The sequence below is a fragment of the Ammoniphilus soli genome, from assembly GCF_040813775.1.
The window spans coordinates 1-25,228 of sequence record NZ_JBEGDL010000001.1 but is presented as its reverse complement, the minus strand read 5'-3'; the positions used below and the strand labels follow the sequence as shown (position 1 = coordinate 25,228).

General features: G+C 45.9%; 23 protein-coding genes, 2 pseudogenes and 1 other annotated feature. Of the genes and pseudogenes, 3 read left to right on the top strand and 22 right to left on the bottom strand.

Annotated features, from left to right (window positions below):
- Positions 1-11: 11 nt before the first annotated feature.
- The 3 genes from hisS to ABLT31_RS00115 form a co-directional block, all read right to left on the bottom strand.
- Complete coding sequence (hisS, locus tag ABLT31_RS00125; RefSeq protein WP_367747280.1) at positions 12-1,268, bottom strand: histidine--tRNA ligase; 1,257 nt, start codon at positions 1,266-1,268, stop codon at positions 12-14.
- 54 nt (positions 1,269-1,322) lie between these two features.
- Positions 1,323-1,554, bottom strand: a binding site (T-box leader).
- A 19-nt stretch (positions 1,555-1,573) separates the two neighbouring features.
- Positions 1,574-3,109 carry a coproporphyrinogen III oxidase gene (locus tag ABLT31_RS00120; protein ID WP_367747277.1) on the bottom strand — a complete coding sequence of 512 codons (1,536 nt, stop codon included), beginning with the start codon at positions 3,107-3,109 and terminating at the stop codon, positions 1,574-1,576.
- Positions 3,110-3,153: 44 nt separating this feature from the next.
- Positions 3,154-3,318 carry a hypothetical protein gene (locus tag ABLT31_RS00115; RefSeq protein WP_367747276.1) on the bottom strand — a complete coding sequence of 55 codons (165 nt, stop codon included), beginning with the start codon at positions 3,316-3,318 and terminating at the stop codon, positions 3,154-3,156.
- Between the two features lie 147 nt (positions 3,319-3,465).
- Between ABLT31_RS00115 and ABLT31_RS00110 the strand changes: the two genes are divergently transcribed.
- Positions 3,466-5,001 carry an SH3 domain-containing protein gene (locus ABLT31_RS00110; RefSeq protein ID WP_367747274.1) on the top strand — a complete coding sequence of 512 codons (1,536 nt, stop codon included), beginning with the start codon at positions 3,466-3,468 and terminating at the stop codon, positions 4,999-5,001.
- Between the two features lie 396 nt (positions 5,002-5,397).
- On the opposite strand, the gene dtd is transcribed toward ABLT31_RS00110, so the two are convergent.
- The 7 genes and pseudogenes from dtd to ABLT31_RS00075 form a co-directional block, all read right to left on the bottom strand.
- Positions 5,398-5,841, bottom strand: a complete 444-nt coding sequence (gene dtd / locus ABLT31_RS00105; protein ID WP_367747271.1) for a D-aminoacyl-tRNA deacylase — start codon at positions 5,839-5,841, stop codon at positions 5,398-5,400.
- Between the two features lie 15 nt (positions 5,842-5,856).
- A complete protein-coding gene (locus tag ABLT31_RS00100) occupies positions 5,857-8,037 on the bottom strand; it encodes a RelA/SpoT family protein (RefSeq protein ID WP_367747269.1) in 2,181 nt (726 codons plus the stop codon).
- Positions 8,038-8,232: 195 nt separating this feature from the next.
- Positions 8,233-8,745, bottom strand: a complete 513-nt coding sequence (locus ABLT31_RS00095) for an adenine phosphoribosyltransferase (protein ID WP_367747267.1) — start codon at positions 8,743-8,745, stop codon at positions 8,233-8,235.
- Between the two features lie 18 nt (positions 8,746-8,763).
- Positions 8,764-10,620: a single-stranded-DNA-specific exonuclease C-terminal domain-containing protein gene (locus tag ABLT31_RS00090; RefSeq protein ID WP_367747264.1), complete on the bottom strand. Its 1,857-nt coding sequence runs from the start codon at positions 10,618-10,620 to the stop codon at positions 8,764-8,766.
- A gap of 86 nt (positions 10,621-10,706) precedes the next feature.
- A complete protein-coding gene (locus ABLT31_RS00085; RefSeq protein WP_367747262.1) occupies positions 10,707-11,636 on the bottom strand; it encodes a cation diffusion facilitator family transporter in 930 nt (309 codons plus the stop codon).
- A gap of 72 nt (positions 11,637-11,708) precedes the next feature.
- Positions 11,709-13,857, bottom strand: a pseudogene (secD, locus tag ABLT31_RS00080) (protein translocase subunit SecD).
- Between the two features lie 179 nt (positions 13,858-14,036).
- A complete protein-coding gene (locus tag ABLT31_RS00075) occupies positions 14,037-14,285 on the bottom strand; it encodes a post-transcriptional regulator (RefSeq protein ID WP_367747260.1) in 249 nt (82 codons plus the stop codon).
- A gap of 130 nt (positions 14,286-14,415) precedes the next feature.
- Here ABLT31_RS00075 and spoVB point away from each other — a divergent pair, with 130 nt between their 5' ends.
- On the top strand, positions 14,416-15,993 hold the full coding sequence (spoVB, locus tag ABLT31_RS00070) for a stage V sporulation protein B (protein WP_367747256.1): 1,578 nt from the start codon (positions 14,416-14,418) through the stop codon (positions 15,991-15,993).
- Here spoVB and ABLT31_RS00065 read toward each other — a convergent pair.
- A complete protein-coding gene (locus tag ABLT31_RS00065) occupies positions 15,990-16,523 on the bottom strand; it encodes a YetF domain-containing protein (protein ID WP_367747254.1) in 534 nt (177 codons plus the stop codon). The genes spoVB and ABLT31_RS00065 overlap by 4 nt on opposite strands.
- Positions 16,524-16,680: 157 nt before the next feature.
- Between ABLT31_RS00065 and ABLT31_RS00060 the strand changes: the two genes are divergently transcribed.
- Entirely contained in the window at positions 16,681-17,061 is a 381-nt protein-coding gene (locus ABLT31_RS00060; protein WP_367747251.1) for a TIGR04086 family membrane protein, read from the top strand.
- Positions 17,062-17,218: 157 nt separating this feature from the next.
- On the opposite strand, the gene yajC is transcribed toward ABLT31_RS00060, so the two are convergent.
- The 11 genes and pseudogenes from yajC to ABLT31_RS00005 all read right to left on the bottom strand — a co-directional run.
- Entirely contained in the window at positions 17,219-17,530 is a 312-nt protein-coding gene (gene yajC, locus ABLT31_RS00055) for a preprotein translocase subunit YajC (RefSeq protein WP_367747249.1), read from the bottom strand.
- Between the two features lie 14 nt (positions 17,531-17,544).
- The gene (gene tgt / locus ABLT31_RS00050) at positions 17,545-18,675 is read right to left on the bottom strand and encodes a tRNA guanosine(34) transglycosylase Tgt (protein ID WP_367747247.1); all 1,131 of its coding nucleotides are present in this window, start codon (positions 18,673-18,675) and stop codon (positions 17,545-17,547) included.
- Positions 18,676-18,747: 72 nt separating this feature from the next.
- Entirely contained in the window at positions 18,748-19,776 is a 1,029-nt protein-coding gene (gene queA / locus ABLT31_RS00045) for a tRNA preQ1(34) S-adenosylmethionine ribosyltransferase-isomerase QueA (protein WP_367749322.1), read from the bottom strand.
- Positions 19,777-19,860: 84 nt separating this feature from the next.
- Positions 19,861-20,079 (bottom strand): DUF2905 domain-containing protein, encoded by a 219-nt coding sequence (locus tag ABLT31_RS00040; RefSeq protein ID WP_367747244.1) that lies wholly within the window; start codon positions 20,077-20,079, stop codon positions 19,861-19,863.
- A gap of 3 nt (positions 20,080-20,082) precedes the next feature.
- Complete coding sequence (gene ruvB / locus ABLT31_RS00035; protein WP_367747241.1) at positions 20,083-21,081, bottom strand: Holliday junction branch migration DNA helicase RuvB; 999 nt, start codon at positions 21,079-21,081, stop codon at positions 20,083-20,085.
- Between the two features lie 17 nt (positions 21,082-21,098).
- Complete coding sequence (gene ruvA / locus ABLT31_RS00030; RefSeq protein WP_367747238.1) at positions 21,099-21,725, bottom strand: Holliday junction branch migration protein RuvA; 627 nt, start codon at positions 21,723-21,725, stop codon at positions 21,099-21,101.
- Positions 21,725-22,222 (bottom strand): crossover junction endodeoxyribonuclease RuvC, encoded by a 498-nt coding sequence (gene ruvC / locus ABLT31_RS00025; protein WP_367747235.1) that lies wholly within the window; start codon positions 22,220-22,222, stop codon positions 21,725-21,727. The genes ruvA and ruvC overlap by 1 nt, the downstream gene beginning before the upstream one ends.
- A 116-nt stretch (positions 22,223-22,338) precedes the next feature.
- Positions 22,339-22,959, bottom strand: coding sequence for a BofC C-terminal domain-containing protein (locus ABLT31_RS00020; protein ID WP_367747234.1), 621 nt, complete (start codon positions 22,957-22,959; stop codon positions 22,339-22,341).
- Positions 22,960-23,035: 76 nt separating this feature from the next.
- Positions 23,036-23,776, bottom strand: a complete 741-nt coding sequence (nadE, locus tag ABLT31_RS00015) for an NAD(+) synthase (protein WP_367749321.1) — start codon at positions 23,774-23,776, stop codon at positions 23,036-23,038.
- Between the two features lie 47 nt (positions 23,777-23,823).
- Complete coding sequence (locus ABLT31_RS00010) at positions 23,824-24,849, bottom strand: phosphotransferase (RefSeq protein ID WP_367747231.1); 1,026 nt, start codon at positions 24,847-24,849, stop codon at positions 23,824-23,826.
- An 83-nt stretch (positions 24,850-24,932) separates the two neighbouring features.
- Positions 24,933-25,228, bottom strand: a pseudogene (locus ABLT31_RS00005) (hypothetical protein); the annotation flags it as partial.

Sequence of the window (25,228 nt, the reverse complement as noted above, 5' to 3'; positions counted from 1 at the left end):
ATCCTGAAAATTTAAGATTGCAGAAAGGCCACCATATCCTGCCAAGCGACTTCTTGCTGATCACCGGTCTGCATATTCTTTATGATAATGGCCTGTTTCGCCAGTTCATCCTCGCCAAGGATCAGAACAAAACGGGCTGCATAGCGGTCGGCCGCCTTTAGCTGAGCTTTCATTTTACGGCCTTGATAGTCTTTATCTGCCGCAAAGCCATGGCTTCGCAACTGGTCCAGCAGCCTTACTGCTTCTTTTTCCGCAGCATCGCCTAATGCGATCAGAAAGCAATCCAAGTCCGTACGGACAGGAAGTTCAATATTCTGAGACTTAAGGGTCAAAAGCACTCGCTCGATGCTCATAGCAAACCCAATCCCCGGCATATCATTCCCGCCGATTTGTTCCACTAATCCGTTATAGCGCCCCCCGCCGCAAATCGTGGTGATAGCGCCAAATCCCTCAGCCATGATTTCAAAGGCCGTCTGGGTATAGTAATCCAAACCGCGAACCATTCGCGGATTTACCTCATAAGCAATGCCTAACCGATCCAAATGCTGCTTGACCGCTTCAAAATGCGGAGAACATTCTTCACAGAGGTGCTCAGTTATGTTTGGAGCTTCCTTCGTGAGCTCTTTGCACTTTTCATTTTTGCAGTCCAAAATTCGCAAGGGATTTCGTTCTAGCCGAGATTGGCAATCCCCGCACAATTCGTCCCGGCGTTCAGCTAAATGGGCTATGAGATGTTCACGATGAACAGGTCTGCAAGTGGTACATCCCACACTATTCAATTCCAGTTTCAGGCCTTTAATTCCAAGCTCTTCATACAACCGCATGGCAAGAGCAATTGTTTCTGCATCAATAGATGGATCGTGAGCTCCTATCGCTTCTACGCCAAACTGCGTAAATTGCCTCATTCTTCCCGCTTGAGGACGCTCATAACGGAACATCTGGCCAATATAGTACAGCTTGGTTGGCTGATTAGGGTCTCCATAGAGCTTGTTCTCTACATATGACCGAACAACAGCAGCCGTCCCTTCCGGCCGCAGGGTAATGCTGCGTCCCCCTTTATCGTTAAAGGTGTACATTTCCTTTTCTACGATATCGGTCGTTTCCCCGACTCCTCGATGAAACAGCTCGGTATGTTCAAAAATGGGGGTTCTCACTTCCCGGTAGTTATATCGTTTGCAAATTTCCCTTGCTTTTTGTTCAATGTATTGCCATAACTCCACTTCACCGGGAAGTACATCAGCGGTACCCCGCGGAATGTGAATCGCCATTGTTTTTTCCTCCTTGTTACCATTTCAAATAAAAAACTCCCGCCCCCGACTTATGTCAGGGACGAGAGTTAATAAATCACCCGTGGTACCACCCTATTCAAGAACCCTCATAGGTTCTCACTCAATGCATAACGTTGCGCACGCCAACAGGCTACTAGCTAGACCGTTCACCTGTGGTCCTCTGGGATGTCCTTCACCAACTTGGCATTGTGAAGTGCTTGCAGCCGAGGCACTTCCTCTCTGAACTATCCATTAGTTTGGTTACTCTTCCCTTCGATGGATCAAATATTCAACTGTTTTATATATTACTGAGAAGAATTAGCCATGTCAAGTAATTGCCCAAGACCAAATAGTTGATTTAAGGCATCAATTTTCGCTTGGGTGTATTTTTGGTAGCCTTCATTGTATGCTTTAGGTTCTTTGGGATTTGCAAAACGAGAGATCTTTCCAGTTGCCGGATGCACCCATTTGCTTGAGGCCCCGCATCCCAACCCAATAATGGATTGGGCTTCTTCCATAATCATGATATTGTAAATGCTCTCCTTCCCGGGGAGGGTGTATCCAATATTTTCCAGGTTCCCCAGAATGTTCTTCTGCCGATAGAGATAGTAGGGAACATACCCATTCTGTCCTGTCCACTCCGTCGCCTTTTTCATCATTTCGGTAATTTCATGGCGATCGGCTACTTTATACTTCTCTTTATTTTGGGTCATTTCCGAAGCCCGCTTAAAAGATAAAGTATGGACAGTCAAGGACTCCGGTTTGAGTTTTCCTGTTTCTCTCAAGGTATGCATGAACTCGCTTAGTCCCTCGCCTGGCAAACCAATGATCAGATCCATATTAATATTATTCATTCCCATCTCTCGGGCAAGTTTGAATTTATCAATCGTTTCTTCCACCGTATGGTGCCGGCCGATGGCCTTTAGGGTTTCCTGGATATAAGATTGCGGATTGATGCTGATTCGATCGATCCCCCATTTATTTAAAACCTCGAGCTTCTCAGGAGTGATCGTATCCGGGCGTCCTGCTTCAACCGTGACTTCCCGGACTTTTTCCATCGACGGAAAGGATTCATACATCTCCTCATAAAGCATATCCATTTCTTCAGCCGTAATGCTTGTAGGGGTTCCTCCTCCAAAATAAACGGTTGTAATGGCAATCTGATGCTTTTTAAGCCAAGCACCTATTTGTTTCATTTCATAATGCAGCCCGCCTAAAAAAGAGTCCACTGAACCTTGCCTTCCGTTTATCGCATAAGCCGGAAAGGTGCAATAGGCACATTTCGTAGGACAGAAGGGAATGCCAATATATATGCTTACTTCATCCTTCAATTGATAAAGATCAGGCACAGCCACCAACTGCCGCTGCACGATCTGTTCCATGAGTTCTATCTTTTCTGCATGAACCTGATAGTCCTCCCGCAGCTCCCGATCAATCCGTTCAATCGGTTCGCCTTGCTGAAGCTTTCGGTGCATCAGTTTGGTTGGGCGAACGCCAGTCAAGATACCCCACGGCTGTTCCATGCCCGTATACTCCTGCAAAACGGAAAGAAGCGTGTGGCTGATTCCACGCTTAACCTTTTTTCGCGTATCCGGATCCGCGGTGCGATCGCCCATAGCCTCCAAGCTGTGTGATTTCTCAATCGTTTGACCGCTATGGTTATCATGCAGCTTCACCTTGGTTAGCATAGCTTCCCCTGATTTTACCGCCACTTCTATGTTCAAGTCCGGTTTTCCGTCCATTTCCTTGTAAGAAACAGTAACATCCTCATAAAACAGCTCTATTAGATGTGTAACGGAAAGCTCCCATGATTCTTCAATACCCGAAACACGAATCTTCATTAGTCTTTCTCCTTTTGAACCCCAATAACTTCCCGTTTACTGTATCATCTGCCTATCCTCCTGGCAAGCTCTCTGCCTTCACCAAAACCCATTAGGCCGCCCGGTGCCTTTTCCCATATCTCTAGAGGCTCTGTACTGTCTTTCAAATCAGCACTTCCTCCTGTCGCCATCGTTTGGGCTATTTGCATTTCCTTGATCCCTTGTCTCATGGCATACTCCTCCTTTCTGAATGCTTTTCTTTCTATTGTTCCCATCTATGCGAATTTTTCTCGTTTACAAAGAGGATATCCCCTTTTCATAGCGAAAATAAAAGTCATGCGAAAAACCTCTCAGAAAGGATTATCACATTGTCGCACATGGTACGAATAAGGAATTTCCTTATCCTATTCATTGTTCTTTCCTGTTTAGTCTTGCCGCCTATGCACGTTCAATCCAACACCCAGGGTTCCGGCTCAGTCACAATAACCGTCAGCACGCTTAATGTGAGGGATGGGGCTGGTTTGGGCCATAGCATTATTGCTCAAGCAAAGCAAAATCAAACCTTCCCCCTCCTGCAGGTTAAGGACAACTGGGTTCAGATTCTCCTAAACGATAACCAGAAAGGGTGGGTTGCTTCCTGGCACGTGGAGATGACTCAAGCGGAGACCTCTTCCTCCACTTTAGTTACTCCTACCATCGAAGTTCTTAACGTTCGTTCGGGTCCCAGCACATCTTTTCAAGTCATCGAGCAGATTGCGAACACTCAAAGCTTTGTGAGGCTGGATGTCCAAGGCGACTGGGTAAAGATTAAGCTGAAAAACGGGGCCGAGGGGTGGACCGCTGGCTGGCTTACCAAGGAAGTGTCCGGTAACGGTTCTGGCAGTCCAGCTAAATCTTCGCCTGCCCCGTCTCTGCCAAAGGCAACGGTCAATGGCTCCAACGTGAATGTCCGTACCGGACCGGATACAGCGAATCCCGTCGCCGGACAAGTACAATCAGGAGATACCCTTATCGTCCTGGAGGAAAAGGGAGATTGGCTTCGGATCAAAAAAGAGGGACTGGAAGGCTGGGTGGCCAATTGGCTAGTTAATCGAGAAACTCCCGGTTCAAGTGACCCACCTCCATCTGCGGCTTCAAACAAGCCTACTGTAAAAATCCTGAATCCAGGCACTAATTTGCGTTCAGGTCCTGCTACCTCCAATGGCGTCGTGAAAATCGCCAACGAAGGGGAAAGTTATCAAGTCCTCGGAGTAGAGGGGGATTGGTTCCGGATCCGAATCTCCTCTGATCAGGTCGGCTATGTTGCCGGATGGATTGTTTCCGCTCAAGGTATTGCCAATGTCGAGCGCAAAGGCATCGAATCCGTACTCAAAGGGAAAACCATACTAGTTGATCCCGGCCATGGAGGAAACGATAGTGGTGCCATAGGCCCCCACCTTGGGACCTTGGAGAAACAGATCAATCTGAAGGTAAGCGAGCTTTTGGGGAGTAAGCTTCGGGCTGCCGGAGCTAAGGTTGTCTTTTCGAGGGAAAATGATCGAAAAATTTCTCTTCAAGAAAGAGTGAACGTGTCGATCAATAAGCAGGTGGATGCGTTCATTAGCGTCCATCATAACACCAGTGAAAACTACCGCATCAACGGAGTCATTACTTATTTTTACAGTAATGGGGAAGATCGTTCGCTGGCTAACGCCATCCAGAAAGAAGTAGTAAAGCGAACAGGGTTAACTGATTTGAAGGCGCGATATGGAGACTATTTTGTCTTAAGGGAAAATCCCCAACTTGCCGTATTATGCGAGCTTGGCTTCCTGACCAATTACCAGGAGGAAGTCATCCTAAATACAAACAATTTCCAGGATCAAGCCGCTGAGGGAATCTTTCAAGGGATATTGAAATACTTTGAGAAGAAATAGAAAAAAGCCTCTTATTCCGTAAAAAAACCAGCCCTTCTGTAAACAGGGCTGGTCTTCTTTTGCGCATCATTATCAGGTCCGTTTAAGCGATAGTGGGAGAACCTAGTTCTTTTGAGATGAATATTGTAGAAGGCAGGTTTCAGATAACAGGAGAAAGTCCGACTATTTTTAAAGATAGGGACTTTTTTACTAAAATAAGCGGAGAAATTTCGGTTATTTCTCTAGAACACGGAAGAAAATCATGATTTTTGAGGTTTAGCCGGAAAAACTCCGCTTATTTTTCACTTTTTCAGTCTAAACGGACGAATAGTCGGAAAAACTCCCGTTATCATCCAGACCCTTTAAATTCAACCTACAGGTTAATCGACAGTCTTATATCTCCCTTTATCCCTACAATCACGACTTACTATCTATAATCAATGTGACTGGTCCATCATTGACGAGGCTCACCTGCATCATGGCCCCGAAAACGCCGGTTTCCACCGGGACGTCCATTTGCCTCAACTGTTCATTGAACAGCTCGTAAAGCCTTTCCGCATGATCAGGTCGGGCAGCTGCCATGAAGTTGGGACGTCTGCCCTTCCTGCAGTCTCCATAAAGCGTAAATTGGGAAACGGATAAGATGCTTCCGCGAATATCCAGCAAAGAATGATTCATCTTCCCGGAGTCATCTTCGAAAATCCGCAGGTTTGCCACTTTTTCCGCCAGGAAACGAACATCCTCTTCCGTATCTTCATGTGTAATTCCGACCAGGACAACCAGACCGCATTCAATGCTTCCTGCCAGACGCCCCTCAACGGTCACTTGAGCTTCTTTGGATCGCTGTACGACTACTCTCATCTGAAGGAACCCTTTCTATGTGTTCAACACTCTTCTTACGGTATAAACGTCCTTAATCCTTTTCAGACGCTCCACCACACGCTGAAGATGGCTGACATTGTGGATGGCTATGGTCATATTGATTTTTGCCACCTTGTTTTTATCGGCTTTCCCTGTAACGGCAATGATGTTTGTTTTGCTATCCGCGACAGAGTTCAGCACCTCGTTTAATAAACCGCTGCGGTCATGTCCCGTGATTTCGATATCGACGTTATATTCCTGGACACGGTCGCCTTCCCAATCAATATGAATGACTCGATCCTTCTCCTCTTCATTCTTAATGTTCGGGCAGCTGGTTCGATGAACGGAGATGCCTCTCCCGCGGGTAATGAACCCTACAATTTCGTCCCCTGGAATAGGGGTGCAGCATCGGGAAAAACGCACAAGAAGATTATCTATGCCCTTGACGGAAATGCCCTGATCCGGGGTTTTGCGCTTAGCGAAGTCTTGCTTGAATTCTGGTATCGACTTTTCTTCTCGCACTTTTCTGATTTTCTCAGTGAGTCTTGTCACCAGCTGCGCAGGCGTAAGTCCTCCGTATCCAATGGCTGCATACATATCCTCTTCATTATTGAAGTTGAACTTATGAAAAGCTTCCGCTATATTTTCGGCAGTCAGGGCTTCTTTGAGCTCGAATCCTTGCTTTTTTAGCTCGCTCTCCACCATTTCCCTGCCCTTTAATACATTTTCCTCGCGCTTCTCTTTCTTAAACCAAGCTTTAATCTTGCTTCTTGCCTGGGAGGATTTGGCGACCTTGAGCCAATCCCAACTTGGACCGTAGCTATGCTTCGACGTTAGAACCTCGACAATATCCCCGGTTTTTAGCGGATGGTCCAAAGGAACGATTTTGTTGTTCACCTTTGCCCCAATGCAGCGATTTCCCACTTCACTATGGATCCGATAGGCGAAATCCAAAGGAACGGATCCATTAGGCAGTTCGATGACATCTCCTTTGGGCGTAAATACGAAGACCACATCCGAAAAAAGGTCCATCTTGAGAGATTCCATGAACTCCTGTGCATCCTTGGCGTTATCCTGCCATTCCAGAATCTCGCGGAACCAAGTAAGCTTATGTTCTAGAGTCTCTTCATCTGTAGGAGTTTTTCCTTCCTTGTATGCCCAGTGTGCAGCGATCCCGTACTCCGCCGTCCGATGCATTTCGCCTGTACGGATCTGAACCTCAAGCGGCTCCCCATTCGGTCCAATGACCGTGGTATGCAGGGATTGGTACATGTTGGCCTTAGGCATGGCGATATAATCCTTGAATCTTCCCGGCATGGGTTTCCATAAGGTATGAATGATCCCCAAAGAAGCATAGCAGTCACGAATATCCTCTACGATTACACGAACAGCCAAGAGATCATAAATCTCATTGAATTCCTTGTTTTGCCTCATCATTTTGTTGTAAATGCTGTACAAATGCTTCGGCCTTCCGGATATATCTGCTGAGATTTGAAGCTCCTGGAGCTTGTCGCGGATTTCCTCGATCACTTGCTCGATATACTTCTCCCGCTCCGTACGCTTCTTCTGCATTAAATTGACAATCCGGTAATACTGTTGCGGATTAATGTAGCGAAGCGCGACATCCTCCAGCTCCCACTTGATTGAGGCAATCCCCAAACGATGAGCTAAAGGAGCAAAGATTTCTAAAGTTTCGTTGGCGATTCTTCGTTGCTTCTCCTCTGGCAAGTGCTTTAATGTCCGCATATTATGAAGCCTATCGGCTAATTTGATTAAAATTACTCGAACATCTTGCGCCATAGCTAGAAACATCTTCCGATGGTTTTCGGCTTGCTGTTCTTCCTTGGATTTATACTTGATTCGTCCTAATTTGGTTACCCCGTCCACCAGGTTCGCAGTATCTTCACCAAATTCTTTCTTAATCTCATCCAAGCTGACCGGAGTATCTTCCACTACATCATGCAAAAATCCTGCAGCCACGGTCACAGCGTCCATCTGCATCGTCAGTAGAATTTCAGCCACCGCAATAGGGTGGATGATATAAGGCGCTCCCGATTTTCGAATTTGCCCATCATGAGCACTCCGGGCAAATTCGCATGCGCGGATCAGCATATTCACATCTTGATCAGGCAGATACATCCGAGCCTTGGCAATGGCATTATCAGCGGCATGTTCAATGGCAGTATCGACGCTCATTCATTTCACCCTTCATTTATTGATGTACCTTCTAGTCATAAAGATACATCCCTTCGTTCAAATATTTTCTCTCCATTATCTTTTATATTGATACGATTGTAAAGCTCATAGACGCAAAAAAGCAATATTCTCACCTGTTTTGCCGTTATTTGAAAGAAAACTGCAATTAAGGAGACTATTGCTTTTTAGGTGCTATTAATACTTTACGAGTGAGAAAACGTCAATGTCCTTGATCTTGTCTCTTCCATTCAAGTAGGTTAACTCAATTAAAAAGGCCGCGCCGACAATTTCTCCGCCTAATTGCCTAACCAGATTAACCGTTGTGGAAATCGTTCCCCCCGTAGCCAACAAATCATCCGCAATCAAGACCCGTTGCCCAGGCTGAATGGCATCCTTATGCATAGCCAGCTGATCTTTTCCGTATTCCAGATCATACTCAGCCGAAATCACTTCTCCCGGAAGCTTTCCTGATTTCCGTACAGGGGCAAAACCCGCATCTAAAACGTAGGCCAAAGGAGCCCCCACGACGAACCCTCGAGCTTCCGGTCCGGCAATCACATCCACTTTCAGATCTTTCGCGTATTGAGCAATTTCATCAATGGCTTTCTTATAAGCCACTCCATCTTTTAGTAACGTGGTGATATCTTTAAAGCGAATCCCTTCCTTAGGAAAATCTGGAATAACCCGAATATATTGTTTAAAGTCCATGAAAACGTCCTCCTATATTCAACTATGTATTATTTTACCCTGATTTATAACCTCGCATAAGACCTCAAAGCTTGAATAAAGAATCTCCGTCTCCAACTCCAACTCGTTTTGTTTGGATCGATAGGCTTTAGACATCGTCAGCTCTTTTTTTTCTGGTGTAGGCACCAACTCAAAAAGCGCGCGTTCGTACTTAAGGAAACCGAGCTCCAAAAACACTTGAAACATAAACTGCAGGGCATTCTCACTTATCCCCCTAGACTTCGCAAGAGCAGGAATGGCTTCCGCCCGCAGGGACTGTCTATTCTTCATCCACCCATATAACCATTTGAATTGGTCTCTTGAAGGAATGCTCGCCAGCCGATTGCGATGCTCTGAACCAAATAGGCAATACAAACGACCATATTCGGGCAAAAGACGAAAAACCCTTTTCAATTCCTCCAACGAGTTAGGCATATCATACCAAAAAACGGATGGAATGAAGCCCTTGAACTGAAGTTGTTCTTCTTTTTCCACCTGGATGACCTTCGGATGTTCTGCACCGACCAATCCAGCCAGTTCAGCAAGACTTTCATTGCGAAAACATAACACGATAGAGTCTGGCTCAGAGAAGAAACGAATCTTTTGCAATTTATCCTTCGTTCCCCTATAATCGAAAACCTGACAATGAGAAATCCTTAAATCCAAAATCAAGAACTGCGGTTTTCGGACTCCATTCCATTCATGAATGACTGGCTCCCCAACAGCATCAGCTACCGCATTTTTGGAGATGAAGGATGCACTGCTTCCAAGCCCATCGCTCCCTACAGCCTCAATTGCTTGGTCCTCTTTTATGATCGTACACTTCAGATCCTGCTGGCTTAATCCAATGGAACGCACATTGTCCAATTCCACTTGATTGAGAAGAAAAATTGGAGGCTCATTACCGCAGCCAAAAGGAGCCAGCAACTGCAGCTCCTCAATATTGGCCACAGTCCAATCGCCGATGTGACTTGTTGCATCAATATGGGCAACTCCGGATGACAAGGGGGATATTTCCCTTGGCAAAAGGTCATCTTCTGTCCATTCGGATGATAATGCTTCACAAGCCTTGAGCAGTTCTTCCCGCTGATCTGAGGTTAACAGAAAGACAGCCTCCTTATCCTTGGGTATCCTCCTCAGAATAGTGGCTGCAAGGGCTTGGGAGGATACCCGCGCAGACAGCCGAGCTGTTTGGATTAATAGCTTGATGCCTAGGTTTTTACTCCGTGGCAGCATATCTAAGCCTGTCTTGACAATAACTCGATTCTCCCCTACTAAGGGCAGGCCCGAAGCAATGGTTCCTAGGGCTGCAAGATCTAACAACGCGTAAGCGGATTCACCCAGCAACGCCTGGGCAACCTTAAAGGCCAAGCCTGAACATGAAAGCTGGGGGAATGGATAGCCATCCTTTAAGGATTCCGGATGAAGGGAGATGACATGACTATCACTCGGGCTATCCACTACCAGTCGAATGCTCCCGAGCAGCTGATCTTCCATTTCTGTATCAGTAAATTGGATCCATTCCCGCAGCCCCCCTCCAGCCTCTATCATCTTCATCAGCAAGCTAGCAGAGATATAGGCATCCAGGCTACGGGAACATCGTACAGATATCCGCCATTGCTCCTGAATCGCCCTTAGGATTTTACTCACAACCCCTTCCATACCTCTAATTGACAAGGGATTATGCAGGTGGGCTACAGATGGATGAAGAAAATCTTTTGCTTGGGCCGGTTCCCCCAGCTGCCTGCTGACAAGAAGCTTAGCTAAAACGGAGGAGATACCTAACTCTTTTTGTAAGGACTCAGCCTGTTGTTCGTCAATCTCTGGTATAATCCAATTCGTTCGCGATGGCAGCATAATGACCCCACCCTTTCCAAGTCTACATTATACTGAACCCGAAAGATGTGGACAATCCTGCAAACCAATTTCCCAAAGCATATTTTTTAATGAATGACGTCAGATTGATCGTTGCGAAATTCACCGTTGTAAGGATTGATATGAACCATTACATCCTGAACATGATCGAAATCGTTCATTAGAGTATGCTTCACCTGTTTCCCAATGGCATGCCCTTTTTCCACCGATATATCCGGGTTAACGCCGATCTTTACATCCACGATCACATAGTGCCCATGCTCTCTCGCAAATAATTGATCCACGCTAATGACCCCTTCAACCTTTTCCACCGCGTCGACTAATTCTTTTGCCTCTTCCTTATGTATAACATGGTCTAAAGTGTTGTGTATCGATTCTTTAAGGATATTGTAAGCCATTTTCAGGACAAGGATAGATACCACAATTCCTGCGACCGGATCCAGATAAAGCAGGGATGGTATGCCTAGCTTCCCTCCTAGTACAGCTCCTCCGATCCCAACTAAAGCAGCCAGGGAAGAGTAAACATCGGAACGATGATCCCAAGCATTCGCAATAAGCGCTTGGCTGTTCAATTTTTTCCCTAGTCTGAACTTGTATTGGAACATGCCTTCCTTCACTACCATAGAGATCACTGCTGCATACACCGCTATTACACCCGGTGCGACAAGGGGCTCCCTCATCGTCTCAAAGGAGGCTGATGCCACTTCCAACCCAACAACAAACATAATAATGCTGACAACGATCGCGGCGATGGACTCTGCCTTACCGTGGCCATACGGGTGATCCTCATCAGGAGGCTTTCTTGCTGCCCTTAAGCCAATAAGCACTGCCAAGGAACCTACGACGTCGGAAGCCGAGTGCACAGCATCTGCTATCAATGCTTTACTATTCGCTATATAACCGATAAAACCTTTTACGATCGCTAAGACAATATTACCGACGATCCCGATCCAAGCGGCAAACTCTGCTTTTTTAAATCTTTCGTCCTTTGTCTTCATACCTTCACCTCAACATCCTCATATGAAAACCGCGGGGGATGCCCGCGGTCAGCTTTTTGTTTATTTTACTCTTTAGGAGGCTTCATTATTTGCTGAGGAGAAGCGATTTTTTGCCAAGTCTCTACCCTTCCACTCTAGCCAAATCTGGCTGGCAATAAAGATCGAGGAATACATACCAAAGATCAAACCAACCAATAAGGCGAGTGAGAAATTCTGGATAGCAGGACCTCCAAAAATATAGAGAGCTGCTGCTGCAAAGACGACGGTAATGACCGTATTAATGGAACGGACAATCGTCTCCTGGATACTCACATTGACGACTTTTTCTAGGTCTTCCATCTTTTTGACCTTGTATAGGCGAAGATTTTCCCTAATGCGATCAAATGTCACAATTGTATCGTTGATGGAGTATCCAACGATAGTTAAAATCGCGGCTATAAACGGCAAATCCACTTCAATTCGGAAAATCGAGAAGAAAGCAATAACTGCAAACGCATCATGTAGCAGGGCCACAATTCCAGCAATGGCAAAACGATACTCGAATCGGATCGTCACATAAATGATAATCCCTATGGAAGAAATAGCCACAGCGTACATCGCATTTTTCGCCAGCTCGCGGCTAACGATAGGATCTACGGTGCTTTCCTGAATGTCTACTTGCTCTCCATACTTTTTCACGAATGTAGCCTTAACACTTGCAATTTGCTCTTTGCTTAATGGCTCACCAAACTGAACCACAGCTCTTTCCCGATTATCCCCTGCCGTTTCCACGGTGCCTGGCTCAAGCTCCAAAGCTTTTAGCTCGGCTCGCACTTCATCCTCTGTAAAAGGCTTGGCAATCATAATATCCATCCGGGTTCCGCTTTTAAAGTCTACCCCCAGGTTTAAACCGAGCACTAATAATGCAATAAGTCCCAGGACTTGAATAGCTATTGACAAACCAAAAAATAATTTTCTTTTCTTTACATAATCGTAAGTCGTTGGATTAAAGTTCACGGATGTCACTCTCCTTTACCCCATAATACCAAGGCTTGCGTAAGGCATTGGAGCGAACCCAGATGGCCAACAACAAACGGGTTCCGAACACGGCAGTGAGGATGGTTATAACGATACCGATCATTAAGGTTACAGCAAAGCCCTGAACAGCACTTGTTCCAAAATAGAACATCACTGCGCCAGCAATCATCGTTGTAATATTGGCATCTAAAATAGTAGCCAGAGAACGTCTTTGTCCTGCGCGAACGGCAGAAAGAAGCGTTTTACCTGAACGCAATTCCTCCTTTATCCGCTCATAGGTAATGATGTTGGCATCCACGGCCATACCAACGGTTAAAATAAACGCCGCAATACCCGGCAGGGTTAAGGTCGCATGCATGAGATTCTGAACAAGCAATAATAGGTACATATAAGCAACTAAGGTAATAATAGCGATGACACCCGGCCAGCGATAATAGAAAAACATAAAAGCAAAGATTAAGGCAACACCGATGGCACTCGCATAGATACCCTTTTCCAAGGATTCCTGGCCTAACTTCGCTCCTACGCTGTTAGAATACAATTCCTTCATTTTTACCGGTAAAGCGCCAGCATTCAAGATGGCTGCCAATTCAGTGGCTTCTTGTACCGTATAGTCTCCAGTAATGGAAGCTTGTCCGCCAGAGATCACGCTTTGTACGACTGGGCTCGTTAAGATATCCTCGTCTAATGCAATACTGATTGGCTGTCCTAGATGCTCTTCCGTAATTTTCCGAAATTTTTCTGCATCCTTCAGCTTTAACGCAATATAAGGACGCTTTACTTCATCATACTCTACTGAGGCACCGCCTTCGGCAAGATCATTCCCAGTCATGAGCTCTTCGCCCGTTGCACTCAAAAAGGCTAATTTTGCGGGGGTACCCAATAATCTCCTGGCTTCTTCTTGATTCGTTACGCCAGCAAGTTTGACGCGAATTCGATTATTTCCTTCAATCGACACTTCCGGTTCAGACACTCCAATGATATTAATCCGTTTCATAATGGCAGAAACTGTGTCTGTTAATGTTTCTTTGTTTAACTCCTGTCCTTCCTGGATCGGCTCTACTTCATAGAGAATCTCGAAGCCCCCGCGCAAGTCCAGTCCCAAAGTAATTCCTTTGACGACTCCGGTCGCGGTTGCCCCGATAATGCCGAAGGTCAACCCTACTACTAAAAGAAAGGCTATAATCCGGCTCCATTTTATCATGGGCGTTGTGTTCCTCCTTTAACTATTGCCCGCACTCGCATGGTGCTACGTTCTACAGTCAAAAATGCAGGCTGCTCCCTGAAGGAGCTATTTCTCTCCAATAGTGCTATTATACGCATCCGTTCAAATGCATGTCAATTCAGGTCATTATCTCTCAAAACAGGGAGAAATAAGTAGGTTTACTCAAATTCTCCCCGATATACCTTCATCGTCATCCAGTTCATAAACTTGGTCACCTTTAATGACAAAATATCGTTTACAGCCCGATGAACAGGAGGAATCTCTTTTTTATAGGCACTCGCCACGCATTCCCAAATTTCCTCTGATGTTACGTTCTCATAGCCAAGCAGGTGGAATTCTTCCGCCTTGCTCTTGCAGACTTGCTTCATTTGGTTTTTTAGATCTTCTAATGATAATAAGTCCTCCATAACATACCTCTCCCTATGTTCGTTCTATTTTTGAAACATTAGGTCATGTCCCATAAGTACATGCATATCTATTTTATGTAAGAAGAAAATGAGTGCATTTTAGCTGAAGAAAGGAACTAGGGGCATTGCCATGAAAAAGCAAACCTTTTTGCAAGGTACCCTCATACTTGTTGCGGCCGGGCTATTAACTAAATTACTGGGATTCGTTAACCGTATTTTTTTATCTCGAATCATTGGAGCTGAGGGAATGGGCCTATATCAAATGGCCGTTCCGACTCTTTATCTGGTGATCACCTTGACGCAGTTCGGCTTGCCTATTGCCATCTCCAAGCTGGTCGCAGAAGCCACTGCCCAGAACGACGACAAAAAGGTCAAAGCTATCCTCAAAATATCCTTGCTGCTCGTCTCCATTCTTAGCGTTATTTTTACTACAGCGATGATAGTAGGAGCACCTATGATTTCCAGGCATCTGTTAACCGACAGCAGAGCCTACTATTCTCTTGTTGGAATTGCTCCTATTGTTCCTATTGTGGCCATTTCTTCAATTATCAGGGGGTACTTCCAAGGTAAGCAAAACATGACCCCAACGGCTAGCTCTCAAATCATCGAACAAGTGGTGAGAATTTTCACGGTTCTCCTCTTGGCTTCCTACTTCCTTCCGATGGGCGTGGAATATGCTGCTTCTGCAGCCATGGTTGGGGTCGTCATTGGAGAATTGGCAGGAATGATGGCATTAGTTATGCATTTTCGAGGTGCAAGGATGAGACATATTTGGGCAGGTTCAAGATTGCATCAAGCGATCAAACGCCATGCTCACACATGGAAAGGGTTGCTTCGCATTGCTCTCCCTGTTACTTCTGGCCGGTTAATCGGTTCTCTTACCTTTTGGATCGAACCCATTATTGTAGCCCAAAGCTTGGCTATTGCAGGCTTAGCTACAACGGCAGCAACGGCTTATTACGGGCAGCTGCAAGGGATGGCTATTCCCCTGCTTACCTTTCCAACTTTCTTTACTTATTCTCTTGCAGTATCCCTTGTTCCTGCTGTCGCCGAAGCGCATGCCCAAAAAAATTGGGGTCTTGTCCATCGACGAATCCATCAATCCTTAAGGCTCGCTCTTGTTATCGGCGCTCCGTTTACAGTTCTTCTCTACATTTTTTCGGAACCATTGGGAGAAGCCATCTACGGTTCTGCAGAAGTTGGGCGGATTATGAAATTAATGGTGCCATTTGGCCTCTTCCTGTATTTCCAAGGGCCATTGGCCGCAACCCTGCAAGGATTGGATTACGCCCAAGTGGCTATGAAAAATTCCATTTACGGGGCTATTCTTAAAACATTTGCAATCTATATCCTTGCAACGAATCCAAGCATCGGTACAAACGGGATTACCATAGCCATCAGCATCGGGATCGTGATCGTCACCCTACTTCATTATTTTAGTGTGGTTAAACTCACAGGACTGACCATCCAAATCGGGGATTACCTAAAGGTAGGTTTATCCATGCTGGGTATGGGGTGGACAGGATTATTATTGTTTCAGTTGATGCTTGGCTTCGCTCCGCTTTCCGCTTCCCTGCTTTTCGCCTCATTGGGAGCTCTTGGGGTCTATATTATTTTTCTTCTTTTGTTCAAAGTTCTAGGTAAACAGGATATACAGAGAATCCCTTTCATCGGGAAGTTCATCTCCCCTTTATTTCCCTTACGCTAGGACTTCTTTTTGTCAAGGAACATATGACCGTAGCGGTCCATGCTGCAATAAGCCACTTCCTTAAAGCGCCGGACCCCATATCTTTGCACTTCGTTTTTAAGCCAGAAACGGGTCTTCCCTAACTTCTCCAGATTAGGGTCAAGTACCTTTCCATCTAAAATAAGCGGTAAAGGAAGCGGTCCTGATGGCCCTGATAGAGGCAACCCATCGTTCAGTAAACCCATTTCCACATCTGCGGTTTGCGGTTTCAAGGGTACGCGTTGAATTTTCTTAACGTCGTCTTCACGAGGTGAACGAGAAAACATCGGCTTGAACAATAAATGGAGCACAAGGAGGAATAAGGTTGGAAGCAGGAGAGCCAGCAAGGGCTTCCCAGGTTTATCTATAGCCAGTACGACAAATTGAGTCATCATGAAAGCTACCAGTAAATCGGCAAGCGATGTTTTTTTTCGCCGAAACAATAGCTGTGCAGCTAGCATGAGAAAAAAATACAGCACTAAGGTTCGGATCAGCAGGATTGCCAGGTCCATTGGAATCCTCCTTTTAGATTGCCTTTGAAGTTACTTCCTAGTCTGGACTGACAGAAGCCTCCCTATGTAAGGCACCTTATTCCAGCTGATCTGTCATATTCTGCCGCCCGTCCTCATACATTGTACAAGACTAAGGATAACAGCGGGAGGTCAAGGAATGAAAACAATCGCAACGTCTTCATCCCCTATTATTATCGGTATGTTAACTACAGTTGGATTGGTGTTGGTGGGTTCCCTGATTACTTCTCTGATGCTTCAATTCAGCAATCTAAGCGAATTTAGCCTTTCTTATTTCACCTATACCGTCAATGGCCTAAGCTTACTGATCGGAGGCTTGATCGCTGGAAAGAAAGGCGGTCATAAGGGGTGGTATTTCGGGGGGCTAACCGGGCTGGCTTACTTTGTTTTCATTGTATTGGTTGGATTTTTAGCCCTGGATGTAACGCCTCAGCTGAGTGCCTTATTTTATTTGGCCTTTGCGTTTTTAGTTGGCGCTGTCGGTGGCATATTTGGAGTGAATTTAGGAAATAAAGCCTAAAAAAATAGCCTTGCTACACAGGCTTTTTTCATAAGGCCAGGTAGCAAGACTATTCTTTGTTATACTGTCAGAATTATTACTTCGTTACATTATTTGGACAGCACGAGGAAAACTTGCAGCTTGGCGCTTGCCAAGTTTTCTTGTTACGGCTTCTCTTTTATTCAGCAGTACCGCTTGAAATGACTTGATTGATGGCACCCTTTTCAAAGGTTAGCTTTGTAGCTTCAGATACCTTAACAATGATGGTGTCTTCCTTCATCTCCACGATTGTCCCATGCAAGCCGCCAATGGTTACCACCCTATCTCCCTTTTTCAACGCCTCCAGCATCGCATTGCGCTGCTTTTGCTTTTTCTGCTGAGGACGAATTAATAAGAAGTAAAAGATGGCAAACATGAGCACCAAAGGTAAGACGGAACCCAAGATTCCTCCTCCCGCAGCACCTGCATCTGCTAGTTCAACCCATTGCATATGACCCCTCCTATTTAAAATGATCTTTCTTCATTAAGCCCATATTGAGTAAAGAATTCATTACGAAAATCCATAAGACGGTCCTCCATAATCGCTTCCCTAACCTTTTCCATGAGATGCAAGAGAAAATGGAGATTATGATAGGAAGTAAGGCGAAGACCGAATATTTCATCCGCATTGAACAAGTGGCGAATGTAAGCCCTTGTATAATTGCGGCAAGTATAACAATCACATTCCGGATCCAGCGGTGTAAAGTCTTCCTTAAACTTGGCATTCCGGATCACTAAACGACCTTGGCTTGTCATGCAAGTACCATTCCGGGCAATTCTGGTCGGCAAGACGCAATCAAACATATCAATTCCTCTGATTGCTCCATCAATGAGAGCGTCAGGTGATCCAACCCCCATCAGATAACGCGGCTTATTCTCAGGAAGAAGGGGAACGGTATATTCCAGCACTTCATCCATGATCGCTTTTGGCTCACCTACGCTAAGCCCGCCAATCGCGTAGCCAGGCAAATCAAAGGCCACAATCTCCTTGGCGCTCTGTTCGCGCAAATCCTGATACATGCCGCCTTGGACTATACCAAACAAGGCTTGGTCATGGGGACGCTTATGAGCGTTCATACAGCGCTCCAGCCAACGAGTTGTGCGCTCCAAGGAACGCTTTACATATTCATGCTCTGCAGGATACGGCGCGCATTCGTCGAAGGCCATTATAATATCGGCTCCTAGGGCATTCTGAATCTCCATCGCAACTTCAGGTCCAATAAATAGCTTTGCCCCGCTTAGATGGGAACGGAAATGAACGCCTTCTTCTTCGATCTTGCGCAAGTTGCTCAGGCTGAATACTTGAAATCCTCCACTATCCGTTAAGATAGGCCTGTCCCAATTCATGAATGAATGCAACCCTCCGGCTTTCTTCACGATTTCATGACCGGGGCGCAGGAACAAATGATATGTATTGCTTAAGATGATTTGAGCATCCATTTCCTTAAGTTCTTCGGGACTCATGGCCTTCACCGTAGCCAGCGTTCCAACTGGCATAAAGATCGGGGTTTCAATCGTACCATGAGGAGTATGTAAACGACCTCTGCGGGCACCCGTTTGCTTGCAGACTTTCAGCAATTCATATTTTACCGCCAAAGTAAATTTCCTCCACTCTAAAACATTATACACTAATCCTTTTCATAGGAAAACAAGATGTTTAGTCAAATTTCATATAATCAACATAGCATCTCCGAAGCTAAAAAACCGGTATCTCTGCTCCACTGCTTCACGGTAAGCGTTAAGTATGGATTCTCTGCCTGCTAAAGAGCTAACAAGCATAACTAGAGTGGATTTAGGGAGATGGAAATTCGTCAGCATGCCATCCACTACGGAGAAGTTGTATCCGGGGAAAATAAAGATATCTGTCCATCCGGATTCAGCTTCCAGCTGGCCGCCGTACTTTCCTCCCACTGTTTCCAGGGTTCGGGTCACCGTTGTGCCTACCGCGACAACTCGGTTCCCGCGCTCTTTCGCTGCATTAATAATATCAGCGTTCTCCTGCGAAATCTGATAATATTCAGCATGCATTTTATGTTCCAATACATTCTCCACTTGTACCGGCCGGAAGGTGCCCAAGCCTACGTGCAAGGTGATATAAGCAATATGTACTCCCTTTTGTCGAACTTGATGGAGATAGTCCTCCGTAAAATGAAGACCGGCCGTGGGGGCTGCCGCTGAGCCAGGATTCTTGGCAAAAACCGTTTGGTATCGCTCGGCATCCTCCAATTGTTCCTTGATGTAGGGAGGAAGAGGCATCTGGCCAAGCTCGTCAAGGATTTCATTAAAAATCCCGCTGTATTGGAAGCGTATGATTCTTCCTCCTACCTCGGTGCTTTCTTCACAAATCCCCTTTAACCTGCCGTCCCCGAAAGTAATGATCGCTCCTGGCTTGACCTTCTTGCCAGGCTTGACCAGTGTTTCCCAACGATCTCCCTCTAGCGGCTTAAGCAGCAAGACCTCTACTTTCGCCCCCGTATCTTCTTTAGCGCCAAAAAGCCTCGCTGGAATGACCCTCGTATCATTAAGAACCAGCGCATCGCCAGGCTCCAAATAATCGATGAGATTCTTGAAGCCCCGATGGGCGAGCTCACCCGTTGCCTTGTTTAAAACCAACAGTCTTGAAGCACTGCGCTCTTTCAAGGGACTTTGGGCTATTAATTCTTCTGGCAAATCAAAATCAAATTGGTTTACGTCCACTTTTATATCATCCTCGAATATAATCGTTTTTTCTAGTGTTACAATAACTGCTTTCTGGCATACCCATTTCCCCACGCTTCCTCATCATTTAAAAAAGCGGAACAAATAAAACAAGAGAGATAAAACAACACTCACGATAATGCTAGTCATCAAAGGAAAGTAAAATCGAAAATTTTCTTTCTCTACCACTATATCTCCAGGCAGACGCCCCAACTGTAAAAACCGTCCCCCCACTTGCCATATCAATCCGGCTATAATTAAAACTAGGCCGGCTATTACAAGCATTTTTGCGATCGGATTCATCTTTTACGTTGGCACCTCCCGATTAAAATGCTGATAAGCCATGGGCGTTACGATCCGTCCCCGCGGGGTGCGCTGCAAAAATCCGATTTGCAGCAGGTAAGGCTCATATACATCTTCAATCGTATGCGATTCCTCCCCGATCGTAGCTGCTATCGTATCCACTCCGACGGGACCGCCTCGGAACTTATCAATGATGCCTAAAATCAACTTGTGATCTACATGATCCAGACCCAATCTATCGACTTGAATTCTTGTGAGCGCCTCACTAGCCAATTCTTGAGTGATTAGGCCATTCCCCTTCACTTGGGCAAAATCCCTCAGTCTTTTCAGCAAGCGGTTCGCAATGCGCGGGGTTCCTCTTGAACGCATGGCGATTTCCTTTGCTGCTTCCTTTTCGATTCCTACACCAAGAATTTCAGCGGCACGCGTTACAATGTAAGTCAGCTCGCCCTCGTTATAATATTCCAAACGGCTCACGACACCAAATCGATCTCGAAGGGGCGCAGACAATAAGCCTGCCCTTGTTGTCGCACCGATCAGAGTAAACGGTGGAAGATCCAGGCGCACAGAACGGGCACTCGGTCCCTTGCCAATAATGATGTCCAGTGCAAAATCTTCCATTGCGGGATATAGCACCTCTTCCACACTGCGATTCAACCGATGAATCTCATCGATGAACAAGACATCTCCATGCTGCAAGTTGGTTAAGATGGCTGCTAAATCCCCTGGCCTCTCAATTGCCGGACCGGAGGTTGTTCGCAAATTAACCCCCAGCTCATTGGCAATGATGGTAGAAAGCGTCGTTTTCCCTAGTCCTGGTGGTCCATAAAGGAGCACGTGGTCCAGCGGCTCTTTGCGCAGCTTTGCCGCTTCGATGTAAATTTTCAAGTTTTCTTTGACCTGGGATTGCCCAATGTACTCGTCAAGATAGCGCGGCCGAAGGCTAAACTCCATCCCAATATCTTCTTCTCTCATCTGAGAAGAAATGATCCGGTCTTCCATCTCCGCCTCTCCCCCTTCTATTTTGAAATAAAGAGCTGAAGTGCTTTCTTGATCAACTGTTCTGTCGTAAGAATTTCATTTTTTAGCTTGGACATGACCTTCTGCACTTCCGAATCGCTATATCCAAGGGCTCGGAGGGCTTCTGCTGCCTCTTCATGGGCACCCATTCCTTGTTCTGTTCCTATAGAGAACAAATCGTCATCCATTAGGCTGCCAGGCAGCTCATCAATGGTAGCAAGGGCGGCAAAATCCTTCAATTTATCCTTAAGGTCCAGCACCATGCGACCGGCTGTCTTTTTGCCAATCCCCGGAAATTTCGTTAAGAAGGCCACATCTTCCCGTTGAATGGCAGCGGCGATTTTCGCCGGAGCAGCAGAAGCGATAATGGCAAGTGCTCCCTTTGGTCCAATTCCGGATACATCGAGGAGCTTTCGGAACAAATTTCGCTGTTCCCTCGTTGAAAAACCATATAAATGTGTCGCATCTTCTCGAACATAATAATGCGTAAAAATGCGCTTTTCTTCCTTGACCTTGTGCTCATACGGGTTGGGGCAAAAAAGACGATACCCCACTCCTTGATTCGTACCTATAATGACGGAATCTGATTCAATATATTCTACGCGTCCTTCAATGTAATCTATCATTATTTACCACCATTTATCAAATTATGAATATGTGCCGAATGGGCATGCGTAATGGCTACACCCAGGGCATCCGCTACGTCATCAGGCTTAGGCACTGCAGGAAGGGAAAGCAGGACCCTCACCATTTCTTGCATCTGCTTTTTCTCCGCTTGCCCGTAACCTACTACGGATTGCTTTACCTGTAACGGGGTGTATTCATAAAGGGGCAGCCCCGCTTCTTCCCCAGCCAAGACGATGACCCCCCGGGCTTGCCCCACTGAAAAGGCCGTAGTTACGTTTCGATTAAAATAAAGCTTTTCTACTGCTAAAGCTTCAGGCTTATACTTCTCCAGTAACGTGGTCATCGCATTATAAATTTGCTTTAATCTCAGCGCTTCTCTCGTATGGGCCTCCGTCTTGATGCAGCCATACTGAATAGGGATCAGCTTATTCCCCTGTTTTTCTATGATTCCAAAGCCAACTATGGCAATGCCGGGATCTATGCCGATAATTCTCATGTTTGCCCCTCCCCGTACAAATTCGTTCATCCCACTATTGTACTATAACCCAAGGCAACGCAACACCTAAGAAAAACAAAAACAGCCTGCCGCGAAGCAAGCTGTTTTTCATCCTATCATTCTATATCCGTATCGGTCAAACGGTGAAAGGGAGAACTATCCGAGTATTCCCCGTAGGTAGATAAAATACTATTATATTCTGCCAAGTCATGAATCCGAATCCCTTCCCTCAGCAGAGCGAGGTCGTTCTGAAGACTGGACTCCAACTTTTCCGTGTCGATGTGGAAAAACGTCTGAATTACTTTTTGTTCCTTTGGAGGACCTTCGAAAAGCGTTAGGGTACCATCCTCCGATAATCCGAAATATCCATTTTCCTGACAAAGCGGACCTAGATCCTGTACGAATTTTTTGAACACAAATTCATTGCCATCGTTCGAAACGAGCTCCCAATCCGCAAAGTCGATAAATAATTGGTCGATGGACGGAACCATTCGGGTTATTTTTTCTTCTGTTTCGGTTCCGCAAACATAGGTCTTTTTCAGCACCAGCTTAACCTCTTCACGCGCTAGGACCTGCACCGCCTCTGGATCTTTGCTGGATTCCGCATTCAAAACCCGTTTCTGCTGCTCTATTGTGTTTATGGATAACCATGCTCCCCCACTGACTAAAGCTAGAAGAACGGCACAAAAAAATCCGTAAAAGAACCATTGGGACCTATTTATCCTTCTATTCCACATAAAGACCCCTCTTTTGTTTTATTATTCATTCCTTTCCAACAAAAGAGAGGTCTATACCTAATTTATGCAAATTATACTAAAATTTCGGAGGAGCTGGAGGCATATTTCTCTTATGCTCCGAAATCCGATGCAATCTTTCGATAATTTGCTTATCCTTTTCGGGGATCTCTTTTCCATCCAAATGAGCGTCAATCATATTATAGGTTGTTCCCATTTCCGCCTCATCGGTTTGATTTTCCCATAAGCCTGCACTCGGCGGGCGATCAAGAACTTCTTGAGGAACACCTAAGTAAGAAGCCCATTCATATACCTCAGATTTCTTCAAATGGGTAATGGGAAGCAAATCCACGCCGCCATCCCCGTATTTAGTGAAGTATCCGGTATAGACTTCGGCCGCATTATCGGTTCCGACCACTAAGTAACGGTAATGTCCTGCAATGGCGTACAAGGTGCTCATTCTAAGCCTAGCACGAAGGTTTCCGTCATTCAGCTTGCTTGCTTCTTCACGAAAAGCTCCCTTTGCTCTCAACTGTTCATTGATGGAACTGAGGAGGGTTCCATGAGGCTCAGTTAAATCAATCTCAATGAAATCCAATCCAAAGGCCTTCACAACCCGTAGAGCATCTTCACGGTCTTTTGGATTGGAGCTGCAAGGCATGATGGCGCCTAGGGATTGCTCAGAAAAGGCCCTTTTGATAAGCCCGGCTACCACAGCACTGTCAATCCCTCCACTCACGCCAACGATCAATCCTGAAACATTGGCCTTCTCTACTTGTTCCCGCAACCATTGGACCGTTAGTTCGACTTTTTCTGCGATCGTTCTCATATCTTCCCTCCACTGCCAAATCTTAATTTATATATTCATCATACCACAAATCGTGACGGGCTATGAAACTCCTCTTCATAAAAAAAGTGACGAGCCCCCTGAAAAAACTTAGATCTTTCTGGCCAGTTCCGAATAATCATTGTCAAATAACTCTCAATTTTTTTGGGGATGAAATGAAGGCTCCCTTCGTAAAGGCCAACGACCTCGCGCATGAAATTATCCGGATAACGCAGCAGCAAAAAGCTCAAAGCCGTTTGAGCTTCCGTCATCGGCGCCATTTTCTGATACTCTTCAATCATGTCGGCAAACACTTCAAAATCCCATGCCTGTTCATCAAGAGTCCGGTTAAGCATTTGAATTATATCTACCAGTTGAGTATCATACATCGCCGTATCATAGTCAATCAGATAAGCAGCCTGTTGATCCATTATAAAGTTATGGCTAGCCAAATCTCTATGCGAAACACATCTTGCCTGGACCGCCTGCTGATATTCCGCGCTTAGAGGAGACCTTCTCGCTAAATCTAATGCGGTCTCTGCCTCACTTAAGATTACAGGAGCATAGCGAACAATCTTTTTTTCCAACCCACCTAGGTAGTGGCCTTTTTTTAGGTGAGCAATAATTCTAAAGAATCGATTGTATCGGTCCTCCCACTTGGCAATCAGAGGCGCTGAAGCGGTACGCAGAAGCGGTCCACCGGAAATGTGTCTGGCATGTTGATGAAATTGGCCAAGACACCGGATGGCAGCCATGATGTCGCTTCGGCAGCTATAGCGCGCGTCTCTTCCCTTGATCGCCTTCGTGGCGACATAGTATCTGCCCAAGTAAGGAAGAAAGGGAAGACCGCGAGTCGTATAGATATATTGTAGTGTTTGCGAAAAGCCTTTTTCTATCAGCTGCTCGGATAAAGATATGACCCACTTCACCTTTTCAATAGAACTGTAGCTCTTTACAAAGAGAGGACCTCTATTCGTATCCAAGAGGAAAGCCTTTCTCTTTCCCCTAACAGACCTTACCTGGCACTTCCACTCTTTCTGGATTAACTGAATCCACTCAAAATCCATCATCCCAGCTCCTTGGCAGCTGCCTGGTTCCTTCGCGGAGGAATACAGAGAAGGGCTACCACATTGGGCAGCCCTCATTTATATTAATCTTCTTTAGGCAAGTCGTTTTGCTCTTCCTCTTGCCATCCCCCTCGCATATCTGGCGCTGCTGGCATTTGCATATACATGTTAGGCATTTGCATATGTGGCGGGTAAGTCGGAGGCGCCATATACGGCGATACGGCTTGCGGCATCATATTGGGGTATGCGTAAGGCGACACCGCCTGCGGCATCATGTTGGGGTGAGCATACGGCGATACGGCTTCCGGCATCATGTTCGGCTGGGCATACGGCGATACGGCTTCCGGCATCATGTTCGGCTGGGCATACGGCGATACGG

Excerpts from the sequence above, each read along its gene's own strand:
- hisS (WP_367747280.1), bottom strand. The coding sequence starts at position 1,268 with ATGGCGATTCACATTCCGCGGGGTACCGCTGATGTACTTCCCGGTGAA.
- ABLT31_RS00120 (WP_367747277.1), bottom strand. The coding sequence starts at position 3,109 with ATGAAGATTCGTGTTTCGGGTATTGAAGAATCATGGGAGCTTTCCGTT.
- ABLT31_RS00115 (WP_367747276.1), bottom strand. The coding sequence starts at position 3,318 with ATGAGACAAGGGATCAAGGAAATGCAAATAGCCCAAACGATGGCGACA.
- ABLT31_RS00110 (WP_367747274.1), top strand. The coding sequence starts at position 3,466 with ATGGTACGAATAAGGAATTTCCTTATCCTATTCATTGTTCTTTCCTGT.
- dtd (WP_367747271.1), bottom strand. The coding sequence starts at position 5,841 with ATGAGAGTAGTCGTACAGCGATCCAAAGAAGCTCAAGTGACCGTTGAG.
- ABLT31_RS00100 (WP_367747269.1), bottom strand. The coding sequence starts at position 8,037 with ATGAGCGTCGATACTGCCATTGAACATGCCGCTGATAATGCCATTGCC.
- ABLT31_RS00095 (WP_367747267.1), bottom strand. The coding sequence starts at position 8,745 with ATGGACTTTAAACAATATATTCGGGTTATTCCAGATTTTCCTAAGGAA.
- ABLT31_RS00090 (WP_367747264.1), bottom strand. The coding sequence starts at position 10,620 with ATGCTGCCATCGCGAACGAATTGGATTATACCAGAGATTGACGAACAA.
- ABLT31_RS00085 (WP_367747262.1), bottom strand. The coding sequence starts at position 11,636 with ATGAAGACAAAGGACGAAAGATTTAAAAAAGCAGAGTTTGCCGCTTGG.
- ABLT31_RS00075 (WP_367747260.1), bottom strand. The coding sequence starts at position 14,285 with ATGGAGGACTTATTATCATTAGAAGATCTAAAAAACCAAATGAAGCAA.
- spoVB (WP_367747256.1), top strand. The coding sequence starts at position 14,416 with ATGAAAAAGCAAACCTTTTTGCAAGGTACCCTCATACTTGTTGCGGCC.
- ABLT31_RS00065 (WP_367747254.1), bottom strand. The coding sequence starts at position 16,523 with ATGGACCTGGCAATCCTGCTGATCCGAACCTTAGTGCTGTATTTTTTT.
- ABLT31_RS00060 (WP_367747251.1), top strand. The coding sequence starts at position 16,681 with ATGAAAACAATCGCAACGTCTTCATCCCCTATTATTATCGGTATGTTA.
- yajC (WP_367747249.1), bottom strand. The coding sequence starts at position 17,530 with ATGCAATGGGTTGAACTAGCAGATGCAGGTGCTGCGGGAGGAGGAATC.
- ABLT31_RS00040 (WP_367747244.1), bottom strand. The coding sequence starts at position 20,079 with ATGAATCCGATCGCAAAAATGCTTGTAATAGCCGGCCTAGTTTTAATT.
- ruvB (WP_367747241.1), bottom strand. The coding sequence starts at position 21,081 with ATGGAAGACCGGATCATTTCTTCTCAGATGAGAGAAGAAGATATTGGG.
- ruvA (WP_367747238.1), bottom strand. The coding sequence starts at position 21,725 with ATGATAGATTACATTGAAGGACGCGTAGAATATATTGAATCAGATTCC.
- ruvC (WP_367747235.1), bottom strand. The coding sequence starts at position 22,222 with ATGAGAATTATCGGCATAGATCCCGGCATTGCCATAGTTGGCTTTGGA.
- ABLT31_RS00020 (WP_367747234.1), bottom strand. The coding sequence starts at position 22,959 with ATGTGGAATAGAAGGATAAATAGGTCCCAATGGTTCTTTTACGGATTT.
- ABLT31_RS00010 (WP_367747231.1), bottom strand. The coding sequence starts at position 24,849 with ATGGATTTTGAGTGGATTCAGTTAATCCAGAAAGAGTGGAAGTGCCAG.